Below are 12,209 nucleotides of genomic sequence, written 5' to 3' on the forward strand. Positions count from 1 at the left end.
TCACCTCGTTTTGCCACAGGCTAGGCGGGCGGCCGCGGTTTGCATAGCCAAACCTTCGGGCGGGGGCGCGGCCCCCGCGCCAGAAAGCCGAAGGCGTGGCCGCACCGGCCAAGGACGGGGAACCGCCGTCAAGCCGCTGCCGAGTCGAGCTTTTCCTGCGCGTCCAGCCAGAGCGCCTCGGCCTTGTCGAGGGCCTGCATCACCTCGGCATATTTGGCGTTCCAGGTCGCGAGTTCGCCCTTGCGCGCATCCTCGTAGAGCGCGGGATCGGCCAGCTTGGCGGCCAGCTTGTCGCGCATCCCGTTCAGCTTCTCCAGCCGGTCCTCGCATTTGCGGACCTCGGACCTTAGCGCGAGAAGTTCGTCGCGGCTGGCTTTCTTCGGTTTTTCAACGGGTTTCGACGCCGGCTTCACCTCGTCCTCACCGGCCAGAAGCTGGCGGCGATAGGCTTCCAGATCCTCGGTATAGGGCGTGACCGCACCGCCCTTGACCAGCCAGAGCCGGTCGGCCACCAGGCCCAGAAGGTGCATGTCGTGAGACACCAGCACCACCGCGCCGGAATATTCGGTCAGCGCCTCGACCAGCGCCTCGCGGGATTCGATGTCGAGGTGGTTGGTCGGTTCGTCCAGGATCAGGAGATGCGGCGCGTCGATCGTGGCGAGGAGGAGCGACAGCCGCGCCTTCTGCCCGCCGGAAAGCCGTCCCACCAGCGTCTCGGCCTGGTCGGCCATCAGCCCGAACCCCGCCAGCCGGGCGCGCAGCTTCGCCTGGCCTTCCTCGGGGCGCAGGCGCTGGACGTGCTGCAGGGGCGTCTCGTCCAGATGCAGCTCGTCGACCTGGTGCTGGGCGAAATAGCCGATCCTGAGCTTGGACGAGCGCGAGATCTTGCCTTCGGATGCTTGAAGTTTCCCGGCCAAGAGCTTGGAAAGCGTGGATTTCCCCTCGCCATTGCGGCCAAGGAGTGCGATGCGGTCATCCTGGTCGATGCGCAAGGACAGGCGGCGCAGAACCGGAGCGCCGCCATAGCCCACCGCCGCGCCGTCAAGGTTGATGATCGGAGGCGGCAGTTCCTCGGGTTCGGGGAAGGTGAAGACGACTTTCTTCGCCTCCTCTGGCGCAGTGATCGGGGTCAGCTTCTCCAGCATCTTCACGCGGGATTGTGCCTGTACGGCCTTGGAGGCCTTGGCCTTGAAACGGTCGACGAAGCTTTGCAGATGGGCGCGGCGGGCTTCGACCTTCTTCGCCTCGGCCTGCAGGACCGCGCGGCGTTCGGCCATCTGGCGGGCGAACTGGTCGTAGCCGCCCTGCCAATAGGTCAGCTTCCGGTTGTCCAGATGCAGGATGCCCTGCACCGCGCGGTTCAGAAGGCCCCGGTCGTGGCTGATGATCAGCACTGTGTGCGGGTACTTCTGCAGGTAGCTCTCCAGCCAGAGCGCGCCTTCCAGGTCGAGATAGTTGGTCGGCTCGTCCAGAAGCAGATAGTCGGGCTGGGCGAACAGCACGCCGGCCAGCGCCACCCGCATCCGCCAGCCGCCGGAGAAGGCCGAGCAGGGCATCAGCTGTTCCTCGGCATCGAAGCCCAAGCCCTTGAGGATGCTGGAGGCCCGGCCCTCGGCCGACCAGGCATCGATGTCGGCGAGGCGGGCCTGGATCTCGGCGATGCGGTGTGGATCATGCGCGGTCTCGGCCTCGGCCATCAGGCCGGCGCGTTCGGTGTCGGCGGCCAGCACCGTGTCGAGCAGCGAGGTCTCCGACGACGGCACTTCCTGCGCCACGCCGCCGATCCGGGCGCGCTGGGGCAGGGTGATCGTGCCGCCCTCCAGCGCCAGCTCGCCCCGGATCAGCCGGAACAGCGTGGTCTTGCCCGCGCCGTTCCGGCCGACGAGACCGACCTTGTGGCCGGTCGGAATGGTCGCGGTGGCGCCCTCGAACAGGGGGCGGCCCTCGACGGAATAGGTGATGTCCTCGATCTTCAGCATGCGCCGTTGCTTGGCCGCAGGGGCGCGGCTTGTCAACCGGCGGGATCAGTCCATCAGGCCGACCAGCAGGTCGGAGGGCCAGGACTGGAAGGCGATCAGCGGCTGGTCGCCTTCCTCGGAAAAGACGAAGACGTTGATCTGTTCGGCATGGGTGGTCAGCCGGCAGAAGCGGCCGGGCGCGGCCAGCGGCACCGGGCAGACCGCAAGGTCGATATGCGGCACGGCGTTCTCGAATTCGAGATAGGTGAAGGGGATCGGCTGATCCGAGGCAAGGGCGGGGACGGCGGACAGGGCAAGCGCAAGGCAGGCGGGGCGGATCATGGAACTCTCCTCGGTTTCTATTTCCGATTAATTCACTCAGATTTGATCCACCGGGAAGATGACGCTCTGTCGCAGGGCATCTTTTCAACGGCGCGCCTGCATGGTAGCAGCCCGACCACACGAAAAGGGCCGCCTGGCCCCGACACCATGGAGAGCCCGATGGCCACTGAACGCACCCTCTCGATCATCAAGCCCGACGCGACCAAGCGCAACCTGACCGGCAAGATCGTCGCCAAGTTCGAGGACGCGGGCCTGCGCGTCGTCGCAAGCAAGCGCATCCACCTGACCCCGGCGCAGGCCGGCGCCTTCTACGCCGAGCACAAGGAGCGCGGCTTCTATGGCGAGCTGTGCGAGTTCATGGCCTCCGAGCCGGTCGTGGTGCAGGTCCTGGAAGGCGAAGGCGCGATCGCGAAGAACCGCGAAGTGATGGGCGCGACCGATCCGGCCGCTGCCGCCGCCGGCACGATCCGCAAGGAATTCGCGCTGTCCAAGGGCGAGAACTCGGTCCACGGCTCGGACTCTGAGGCCTCGGCCGCACGCGAGATCGCGTTCTTCTTCTCGGGCCTCGAACTGGTCGGCTGATTTCTTCTGACGTCAGCGTTGCGGCCCGGTCCTTTGACCGGGCCGTTTTCGTTCAGGCGGGGGGGCATCGGCAGAAGCTCGCAGAGTCGCATAATCGGTATTATGTAATGCACTGGATGCTGGAAAGCCCGGATCACCCGCGATATGACCCCGGAAAGCCGTTTGGAGCCTGCCCGATGTTCAGCCGTTCGATCAAGATCGCCCCCTCCATCCTTGCCGCCGATTTCGCGAACTTCGGTGCGGAATGTCGCGCGATCGAGGCGCAGGGTGCGGATTGGGTGCATGTCGATGTGATGGACGGCCATTTCGTGCCGAACCTCACCTTCGGCCCGGCGATGTGTGCCGCACTCCGGCCGCACATCAAGGGCGTGATGGACGTGCATCTGATGATCTCGCCGGTGGACGCCTATCTCGAGGCTTATGCCAAGGCCGGCGCCGACGTGATCACCGCGCATGTCGAGGCCGGACCGCACATTCACCGCACCTTGCAAGCCATTCGCGGGCTTGGGAAAAAGGCCGGTGTCGCGCTGAACCCCGGTACCCCGGTCGAGGTGGTGGCCGAGCTGCTGGACATGGTGGACATGGTCTGCGTGATGACGGTCAACCCCGGCTTCGGCGGGCAAAGCTTCATCGAGAGCCAGGTCGCCAAGATCACCCGACTGCGCCAGATGATCGGCGACCGCGAGGTCCATATCGAGATCGACGGCGGCATCACGGTGGCGACGGCGCCGCTGGTGTCGAAGGTCGGCGCGGATGTGCTGGTGGCGGGATCGGCGGTGTTCAAGGGCGGCTCGGTCGACAATCCGGCACCCTATGGCGCCAATATCCGGGCAATCCGGGCGGCGGCCGAGGCGGTGCTTGGCTGAGGCGCTGAACCTTGTCTTCGATCTCGACGGCACGTTGATCGATTCAGCGCCGCAGATCCATGCCGCCGCCAATGCGGTCTTTACCGCAAGGAGCCTGCCCGGCTTTGCCCTTGCGACCGTGCTGGGCTTCATCGGCAATGGCCTGGGCGTGCTGGTCGGCCGCCTTCTGGCGCATCAGGGGCTGGAGGCCGAGGGGCCGCTGCACCGGGATCTGGTCGCAGACTTCATGAGGATCTACGAGCAGGCCTTTGATCTTACGTCGCTTTATCCCGGCGCGGCCGAGGCGCTGCAGGATCTTGCCGCCGCCGGGCATCACCTGGCCATCTGCACCAACAAGCCCGAGGCCCCTGCCCGCGCCATCCTGCATCATTTCGGACTGGCGGAACTGTTCCCCGTGGTGATCGGTGGCGACACCTTGCCCCTACGCAAGCCCGACCCGGCCCCGCTGCACGCCGCCATCGCCGCCCTGGGCCCTGCAAGGACGCTTTTCATCGGCGACAGCGAGGTCGATGCCGAGACCGCACGCGCGGCCGATGTGCCGCTTGCGCTCTTTTCCGGCGGCTACCGGAAAGCGGCCCCCGAGGAGATGGGGACGGAACTGGTTTTCGACCATCATGCCGCCCTGCCCCGGCTGGTCGCGCAGCTTCAGGGCCGCAGGCCCGGAAAAGGATGAAATCTTCCGTCATCCGGTCGAAACGACACCCTTTCCATGGCAAGAACCCTCGACAAGCCGGGAAAACCTGCCTTATCTCTCGCCCAGGTCAAGGTTGCCCCTGCGGCAGGCTGGACAATCAGGGATAGAGCCATGCGCGAGATACTTGCACTCCTGAACCGGATCGCCTCCTCCTCGAAGATCGACGATGCCTGGGAGCAGGCGACCGGCTGGTTCGCCACCCTGGGCTTCGGCCGCGTGAACTACGGGTTCACCCGGTTCAAGCATCTGAAGACCATCGGCGACCCCGAGGATGCGCTGTTCCTCACCACCTGCGACGCCGATTATGTGCGGCGCTACTTCCAGGGCGGTTTCTACGCCAAGACCCCGGTCTTCCGCTGGGCCGAGCGCAACTCGGGCATCTGCACCTGGAGCTGGGTGAAGGAAGCTTTCGAAGCCGGGCGGCTTTCCGCGGAAGAGGCCGAGGCGGTGCGGCAGAACGCGGCCATGGGGATCGTGGCCGGGATGTCGGTCAGCTTTCCCGCCGTCTCGTCGCGCTCGAAGGGCGCGCTGGGGCTGCTGGCCGATCCGGGGCTCTCGCCGGCCGATGTGGAGGCGCTGTTCGCGTCGCGCCGGGACGAGATCCTGGCGGTGGCGAACATGATGCACCTGACCATCGTGCACCTGCCGCAACTGTCACGGCACCGCGCGCTTAGCCCGCGCCAGCGCGAGGCGCTGGAATGGGTGGCGGACGGCAAGACGACGCAGGACGTGGCGCTGCTGATGGGTGTCTCTCCGGCGATGGTGGAAAAGCACCTGCGCCTTGCGCGTGAGGCGCTGGCGGTGGAGACCACGGCCCAGGCGGTGGCCAAGGGCGCGCTTCTCAACATGATCTTCCAGCGCCTGCCCGAGGTCGCCCAGGCGGCGCATTAGGTAAGGTATTCCGCACTCGCTTGCCCCTGGGTAAGCTGCAACAAGGGCTTACCGGATGTGCCACGCTTGACCGCTGCCGGATCGTTTGTTTCAGAGTAGCCGCATTTTGCGGCGGTTTCTGCCCTTCCCATCCTCGTCCCCAAGGGGCGGGCGGAACAGCGACGGCGCGGCCCCTCCCCAGGGCCGCGCCGTTTGCCTTTTTCCGCAAGGCAAAACAGAAGGGCCGGCGCATCGCTGCACCGGCCCCCTGCCCCATTGTCCGGGAAATCAGCCCTGAAGCACCTTGGCCACTTCGGCGGCGAAGTCTTCCTGCTTCTTCTCGATGCCTTCGCCGACCGCGACGCGGGCATAGCCGGTGATCTCGACACCCGCTTCCTTGGCGGCCTGCTCGACCGTCAGGTCGGGGTTGATCACGAAGGCCTGGCCCAGAAGCGTGTTCTCGGCGAGGAACTTCTTCATCCGGCCCGGGATGATGTTGTTGTGGATCACCTGCTCGGGCTTCGGCTTGGCCGAGGCGGCGTTCTCTTCCAGGGCCTTGGCGGTCTGGACGGCCAGCTCGCGCTCCACCACCGAAGGATCGAGGGTGGCTTCGGAGAGCGACAGCGGCGAGGTCGCGGCGATGTGCATCGCGAACTGCTTGCCGATCTCCTCGGCCTTGGCGGCATCGCCCTTCAGGGCAACCAGCACGCCGATCTTGCCCATGCCGGCGGTCGCGGCGTTGTGGACATAGGAGACCACGGTGTCGCCTTCCAGGATGTGCAGGCGGCGGAAGGTCATGTTCTCGCCGATGCGGGCGATGGCTTCCTGGATCACGGTCTCGACGGTCTTGCCGTTCAGATGCGCGGCCTTCACCACCTCCACCGAATCGCCGGTGGTCAGCGCGACATTGGCCACGTCACGGACCAGCGCCTGGAAATCCTCGTTCTTGGCGACGAAGTCGGTTTCCGAGTTGATCTCGATCGCGACGCCCTTGCCGTTCGAGACGGCCACGCCGATCAGGCCCTCGGCCGCGACGCGGTCGGCCTTCTTGGCGGCCTTGGCCAGGCCCTTGGTGCGCAGCCAGTCGACGGCCGCTTCCATGTCGCCGTTCGTCTCGGTGAGCGCCTTCTTGGCGTCCATCATGCCTGCGCCGGTCGAATCGCGCAGTTCCTTCACCATCGCAGCGGTGATCGTCATGGTTTCACTCCTTGGAATCGATGGACCCGGCGGAATGGACCCGCCGGGTGATCTCTGGTGACAGCCGGGCTCAGGCCTCGGCTTCGGCGACCGCTTCTTCTTCCGGAGCCACTTCCAGCGCGCCCAGGTCGACGCCAGCCGCGCCCATCTGGGCCGACATGCCGTCCAGGGCCGCGCGGGCGACGAGATCGCAGTACAGCGCGATGGCGCGGGCCGCGTCGTCGTTGCCCGGGATGACGTAGTTCACGCCCTTGGGCGAGCAGTTGGTGTCGACCACGGCCACGACCGGGATGCCCAGCTTCTGGGCTTCCTGCACGGCCAGGTCTTCCTTGCCCACGTCGATGATGAAGATCAGGTCCGGGGTGCCGCCCATCTCGCGGATGCCGCCGAGCGAGGCCTGCAGCTTGGCCTGGTCACGCTCCATGCCCAGGCGCTCTTTCTTGGTCAGGCCCTCGCCACCGGCGCCCAGGACCTCGTCCAGGTGCTTCAGGCGCTGGATCGACTGCGAGACGGTCTTCCAGTTGGTCAGCGTGCCGCCGAGCCAGCGGTGGTTCATGTAGTATTGCGCGCATTTCTCGGCGGCTTCGGCGATCGGCTTCTGCGCCTGCCGCTTGGTGCCGACGAAGAGGATGCGGCCGCCCTTGGCGACGGTGTCGCGCACGACCTTCAGCGCCGCGTCCAGCATCGGGACGGTCTGGGTCAGGTCGAGGATGTGGATGCCGTTGCGGTCGCCATAGATGAACTCGCCCATGCGGGGGTTCCAGCGGGCGGTCTGGTGGCCGTAGTGAACGCCAGCTTCCAAGAGCTGACGCATGGAGAACTCGGGAAGAGCCATGCTGTATCCTTTTCCGGTTTGAACCTCGGCGCGGCCGTCTTCACCCCTTGGCTGGGGCAACCGGCGGACCGCACGGGATTTCTCCCCGCATCGGCCCCGACCACGCCTGTGAAGTGCCGCGCGTATAGACGGGGCGGCGCGCCGGCGCAAGCCCTTCCGTACCGGGCCTTGCGCGATGGGCGGCTTTCGGCGATGCAGGGGCCATGACGCCCGACATCCTCTGCATCGGATCGGTCCTGTGGGACATCATCGGCCGCTCGCCCACCGCGATGCGCCTTGGCGCGGACGTGCCGGGACGGATTACCCGGCTGCCGGGGGGCGTGGCAATGAACATCGCGATGACGCTGCGGCGGTTCGGGATGACGCCTGCCCTCCTCACCGCCATCGGTCGCGATGCCGAAGGGGAGGAGCTGACCCACTCCTGCGAGCGTCTGGGGCTGGTGACGGCGCATGTCTACCGCTCGGACGACCTGCCGACCGACCGCTACATGGCGATCGAGGGGGCGAACGGGCTGATCGCCGCCGTGGCCGACGCCCATTCGCTGGAGGCGGCGGGGGAGAAGATCCTGCGCCCGCTGGCCGACGGCCGCCTCGGGACCGAGGCCGCGCCCTGGTCCGGTCCGATCGCGCTGGACGGAAACCTGACCGAGGCGCTTCTGGCCGAGATCGCCGTCTCCTCGCTGTTCTCCGCCGCCGACCTGCGGGTGGCCCCGGCCTCTCCGGGCAAGGCGGGGCGGCTTCTGCCGCTGCTGACCCATCCTTCTGCCACGCTCTATGTCAACCTCGAGGAAGCGAACATCCTGGCCCGCAGCGACTGCGCCAGTGCGGCCGACGCCGCCGAGGCGCTGCTGGATCGCGGCGCGGGCCGGGTGCTGGTCACCAACGGCGGTGAACCCGCGGCCGAGGGAACCCGCGACCGCGGCGTGATCGAGGGTCATCCGCCCCCGGTCCTCGTGACCCGCGTCACCGGGGCGGGCGACACCTTCATGGCGGCGCATCTCGTCGCCGAGCGGCGCGGCGCGGACCGCCAGACCGCGCTGGACGAGGCGTTGCGCGCCGCTGCAACCTATGTTTCCGGAGATATCGGCGCATGACCCTGCCCCTGATCCTGTCCCCCGAAGTCGCCGAGGCCCGCGCCAAGGGCGCCCCCATCGTTGCCCTGGAAAGCACGATCATCACCCACGGCATGCCATTCCCGCAGAATGTGGAAACAGCCCGCCGGGTGGAGACCGAGATCCGCGCCCATGGCGCCACGCCCGCGACCATCGCCATCATGGACCGCCAGATCCACATCGGCCTGACCGAGGCCCAGCTTGACACGCTGGGTCAGGCGCGGGAGGCGGCCAAGCTCTCGCGCGCCGACCTTGCCGCCTGCCTCGCCTCCGGCGGCACCGGGGCCACCACGGTCGCGGCCACGATGATCTGTGCGCAGCTGGTCGGGATCGAGGTCTTCGCCACCGGCGGCATCGGCGGCGTGCACCGCGGGGCGGAGTCCAGCTTCGACATCTCGGCCGACCTGCGCGAACTGGCGGAGACCCCGGTCACCGTGGTCGCTGCGGGGGCGAAGGCGATCCTCGATCTGCCGAAGACGCTGGAATACCTGGAGACGCTGGGCGTGCCGGTCATCGCCTATGGCCAGGACGAGTTTCCCGCCTTCTGGTCGCGCGCCTCGGGCCTGAAGGCGCCGCTGCGGATGGACGACGCGGCGGGCATCGCCGCCGCCCACCGGATGCGCGCGCGCCTTGGCCTGCCGGGCGGGCAACTGGTCGCCAACCCGATCCCGGCCGGGGCCGAGATCCCCCGCGCCGAGATCATGCCGCATATCGAGACTGCGCTGGCCGAGGCCGAGGCGCAGGGCATCGCCGCCAAGGCGGTCACCCCCTTTCTTTTGCAGCGGATCTTCGAACTGACCCGGGGCCGCTCGCTGACGGCCAATATCGCGCTCGTCCTGAACAACGCGCGGCTTGGCGCGGCGATTGCACGGGAACTGGCGCGGGCCGCCTGAATTTCCGGTTGCCGCCATTGCGCGGCCGGGGGGGCAAGCCATAGATTGACGGGAAAGGGACCAGAGACCTCGTGACCGAACCGCATCCGCCCCACCACCGCCGCGGCTTTCTTGCCGGGCTGCGCGCCAGTTTCCTCACCGGCCTCGTCGTCGTCCTGCCCATCGGGCTGACGATCTGGTTCGTCTGGGCGGTGATCGGCTGGATCGACGGCTGGATCCTGCCGCTGATCCCGGCCTATTACCAGCCCGACGTGCTGATCGGCCGCTGGTTCGGCCCGGAATACGAATTTCCCGTGCGCGGCGTCGGCGTCCTCGTCTTCCTGATCGTCACCATCATGGTCGGCTGGCTGGCCAAGGGCCTGATCGGCCGCTCGATCATCCGCTCGGGCGAGGATCTGGTCGACCGGATGCCCGTCGTCCGGTCGGTCTACAGCGCGATCAAGCAGGTGGCCGAGACCTTCTTCAACAAGAAGGAGAAAAGCTTCGACAAGGTGGTGCTGGTCGAGTTTCCCCGCGCCGGGTCCTGGGCGCTGGGGTTCCTCTCCACCCGCCCCAAGGGCGAGCTGGCCGAGCGCCTGGCCGCCATCGGCCCCGATGTGTCGGCGGTCTTTGTCGGGCTGACGCCCTTCACCAGCGGGATGCTCCTGTTCGTGCCGACGCGGGATCTGGTCGTCATGGACATGGGCGTGGACGATGCGGCAAAGCTGATCGTCTCCGGCGGGCTGGTCTACCCGCTGCCGAAAGAGCCCTTCGCCTAGCCAAGCACCCCCGGAATGTCGAGCCCGGCCTCGTCATGCCCGATCTTCGACCAGCCGTTGCCCAGGAACCCGTCGGCCGCCTTGCGCCCGGCGTCCTTCAGCCGCTCCAGCAACAGCGGCGTGGGCGACAGTTTGGAATCCGCCGAAAGCGCGTTCATCAGCCCGTCGTCGGCGATCATGTGGACATTGACCTCCTTCATCACGCCGCGCTCCATCCTGCCCTCGCGGATCAGGCGGCGCACGAAGTTGATCGCGCGCAACTCGCCCAGGAAGGCCGAGTTGAAGCTGATCTCGTTGATCCGGTTCTGGATCTCCAGCGCGGTCTCCGGCACCTCGTCGCGGCGCAGCGGGTTGATCGAGACGACCAGAAGATCGTCGGGCAGGTCGGGCTCATACAGCGGGAACAGCGCCGGATTGCCTGCATAGCCGCCATCCCAATAGGCCTCGCCGTCGATCTCGACCGTCTGGAAGGCGGTGGGCAGGCAGGCCGAGGCCAAGAGCGCCTCGGGCGTCAGTTCCGCGCCGGTGAAGACCTTGATCCGGCCGGTCCTGACATTGGTCGCGCTGACGAAAAGCCGTGGCCCGGCATCGGCCTGGACCTCGCTGAAGTCGAGATCGGCGACCACCGGGGCCAGCGGATTCTTCCAGCCCTCGCCCCAGGCATGCGGCGACCAGACCTGCGCCGCCAGCGCCTGTGGCGAGAAGGGCAAGACCGAGGCGCTGGCGGTCTGCCAGAAGCGCATCGCCGGGACGAAGGGTTGCAGCCAGGGCGCCATGCGGAAGTCGCCGATCCCGGCGATATGGTCCCAGAGCCGGTCCAGCCGCGCCCTGGCGCCCGCACGGCCGTCCTCGATCATCCCGGCCTTCAGCGCCGCCCCGTTCAGGGCCCCGGCCGAACTCCCCGAGACCGCGGCGATCTCCAGGTCCTCCTCCTGCAGAAGCCGGTCGAGAACCCCCCAGGTGAAGGCGCCATGCGCGCCCCCGCCCTGCAACGCCAGGCTGACGCGCCTCGGGTCGGGCGCCCGCGAATCTTTCAGGTCTGCAAAGTCCTTCGAAGGATCGTGGCCCGCCTTGGCCGCGCCTCGTCTCACAATGCGGTCCAGCCGCCGTCGATGCTGATCGTCGTCCCCGTCACCTGGTCCGCCGCCGGGCTGCACAGATAGACCGCCGTGCCGCCGATCTGCTCGACGGTCGCGAACTGGCGCGAGGGCTGGCGTTGCAGCATGACCTCGCGGATCACCGTCTCGCGGTCCATGCCGTGCACCTTCATCTGCTCGGGGATCTGCGATTCGATCAGCGGCGTCAGCACATAGCCCGGGCAGATCGCATTGCAGGTGATGCCCTGGCCCGCGACCTCCAGTGCCACGGTCTTGGTCAGGCCCACGACGCCGTGCTTGGCCGCGATATAGGCCGATTTGAACGGGCTGGCGGTCAGGCCATGCGCGCTGGCGATGTTGACGATCCGGCCCCAGCCCTTCGCCTTCATCCCCGGCAGGGCGGCGGCGGCGGTGTGGAAGGCCGAGGTCAGGTTGATCGCCAGGATCGCATCCCATTTCTCGACCGGGAACTCCTCGACCGGGGCGACGAACTGGATCCCGGCATTGTTGACCAGGATGTCGCAGCCGCCCGCCTTCTCGACCAGGGCCCGACATTCGGCCCCCTTCGACATGTCGGCCGCGATATAGCGCACCGGCACGCCATGCCGCGCGGCAAGCTCGGCCGCCAGCGCGTGATCCTCGGGCCGGTCGGTGAAGCTGTTCAGAATCACCTCCGCCCCGGCGGCGGCCAGCGCCTCGGCCACGCCCAGTCCGATTCCCGAATTCGACCCGGTGACGATCGCCCGCCTGCCCTTCAGCGCCATTCCCAGACTCCATGCTGCAACTGCAAAGATATTACGTCCGCCTGCGGGCAAGGTTCCAGACCCGGCGGGCATAAAAAAACGCCGGCGCAAGGCCGGCGTTAAGTCGTTGAGGCAGGTTTCATACAGGCAAGAAACCTATCGAGCAGTGACTCCTATATAGTCCCCTAACCGCCGATGGCCAAGCTAAAAGTTTGAATATCCACGTTTGGCCGCTTAGGGTTCGGGACAAAGAACAACAGCT

General features: G+C 67.2%; 13 protein-coding genes. 7 read left to right on the forward strand and 6 right to left on the reverse strand.

The window, feature by feature from the left end; all coding sequences use genetic code 11:
- Positions 1-128 precede the first annotated feature (128 nt).
- Together I7S92_RS00825 and I7S92_RS00830 are read right to left on the reverse strand one after the other, a co-directional pair.
- Positions 129-1,979 (reverse strand): ABC-F family ATP-binding cassette domain-containing protein, encoded by a 1,851-nt coding sequence (locus I7S92_RS00825; protein ID WP_197641576.1) that lies wholly within the window; start codon positions 1,977-1,979, stop codon positions 129-131.
- Between the two features lie 45 nt (positions 1,980-2,024).
- Complete coding sequence (locus I7S92_RS00830) at positions 2,025-2,300, reverse strand: hypothetical protein (protein ID WP_197641577.1); 276 nt, start codon at positions 2,298-2,300, stop codon at positions 2,025-2,027.
- A gap of 159 nt (positions 2,301-2,459) precedes the next feature.
- Between I7S92_RS00830 and ndk the strand changes: the two genes are divergently transcribed.
- The 4 genes from ndk to I7S92_RS00850 all read left to right on the forward strand — a co-directional run bounded on the left by ndk (position 2,460) and on the right by I7S92_RS00850 (position 5,333).
- Positions 2,460-2,882, forward strand: coding sequence for a nucleoside-diphosphate kinase (gene ndk / locus I7S92_RS00835; RefSeq protein WP_197641578.1), 423 nt, complete (start codon positions 2,460-2,462; stop codon positions 2,880-2,882).
- A gap of 176 nt (positions 2,883-3,058) precedes the next feature.
- Positions 3,059-3,748 (forward strand): ribulose-phosphate 3-epimerase, encoded by a 690-nt coding sequence (rpe, locus tag I7S92_RS00840; RefSeq protein ID WP_197641579.1) that lies wholly within the window; start codon positions 3,059-3,061, stop codon positions 3,746-3,748.
- Positions 3,741-4,421 carry a phosphoglycolate phosphatase gene (gene gph, locus I7S92_RS00845; protein WP_242069998.1) on the forward strand — a complete coding sequence of 227 codons (681 nt, stop codon included), beginning with the start codon at positions 3,741-3,743 and terminating at the stop codon, positions 4,419-4,421. Before rpe ends, gph begins: the two co-directional genes overlap by 8 nt.
- A 132-nt stretch (positions 4,422-4,553) precedes the next feature.
- Positions 4,554-5,333 (forward strand): helix-turn-helix transcriptional regulator, encoded by a 780-nt coding sequence (locus tag I7S92_RS00850; protein WP_197641581.1) that lies wholly within the window; start codon positions 4,554-4,556, stop codon positions 5,331-5,333.
- Between the two features lie 267 nt (positions 5,334-5,600).
- Here the strand turns inward: I7S92_RS00850 and tsf are convergent, their stop codons facing one another.
- Together tsf and rpsB are read right to left on the reverse strand one after the other, a co-directional pair.
- Complete coding sequence (gene tsf, locus I7S92_RS00855; RefSeq protein WP_197641582.1) at positions 5,601-6,509, reverse strand: translation elongation factor Ts; 909 nt, start codon at positions 6,507-6,509, stop codon at positions 5,601-5,603.
- Between the two features lie 70 nt (positions 6,510-6,579).
- Positions 6,580-7,344 carry a 30S ribosomal protein S2 gene (gene rpsB / locus I7S92_RS00860; protein ID WP_197641583.1) on the reverse strand — a complete coding sequence of 255 codons (765 nt, stop codon included), beginning with the start codon at positions 7,342-7,344 and terminating at the stop codon, positions 6,580-6,582.
- Between the two features lie 203 nt (positions 7,345-7,547).
- Between rpsB and I7S92_RS00865 the strand changes: the two genes are divergently transcribed.
- The 3 genes from I7S92_RS00865 to I7S92_RS00875 all read left to right on the forward strand — a co-directional run bounded on the left by I7S92_RS00865 (position 7,548) and on the right by I7S92_RS00875 (position 10,107).
- Positions 7,548-8,438 (forward strand): PfkB family carbohydrate kinase, encoded by an 891-nt coding sequence (locus tag I7S92_RS00865; protein WP_197641584.1) that lies wholly within the window; start codon positions 7,548-7,550, stop codon positions 8,436-8,438.
- A complete protein-coding gene (locus I7S92_RS00870) occupies positions 8,435-9,349 on the forward strand; it encodes a pseudouridine-5'-phosphate glycosidase (RefSeq protein WP_197641585.1) in 915 nt (304 codons plus the stop codon). Before I7S92_RS00865 ends, I7S92_RS00870 begins: the two co-directional genes overlap by 4 nt.
- Positions 9,350-9,420: 71 nt before the next feature.
- The gene (locus I7S92_RS00875) at positions 9,421-10,107 is read left to right on the forward strand and encodes a DUF502 domain-containing protein (protein WP_197641586.1); all 687 of its coding nucleotides are present in this window, start codon (positions 9,421-9,423) and stop codon (positions 10,105-10,107) included.
- On the opposite strand, the gene I7S92_RS00880 is transcribed toward I7S92_RS00875, so the two are convergent.
- The gene (locus I7S92_RS00880) at positions 10,104-11,144 is read right to left on the reverse strand and encodes a patatin-like phospholipase family protein (RefSeq protein WP_197641781.1); all 1,041 of its coding nucleotides are present in this window, start codon (positions 11,142-11,144) and stop codon (positions 10,104-10,106) included. The genes I7S92_RS00875 and I7S92_RS00880 overlap by 4 nt on opposite strands.
- Before the next feature lie 50 nt (positions 11,145-11,194).
- Positions 11,195-11,968 (reverse strand): 3-hydroxybutyrate dehydrogenase, encoded by a 774-nt coding sequence (locus I7S92_RS00885; RefSeq protein ID WP_197641587.1) that lies wholly within the window; start codon positions 11,966-11,968, stop codon positions 11,195-11,197.
- Between the last annotated feature and the right edge of the window lie 241 nt (positions 11,969-12,209).

Origin of the sequence: Tabrizicola soli, assembly GCF_015999335.1 — a bacterium.
Lineage (GTDB): Bacteria > Pseudomonadota > Alphaproteobacteria > Rhodobacterales > Rhodobacteraceae > Tabrizicola > Tabrizicola soli.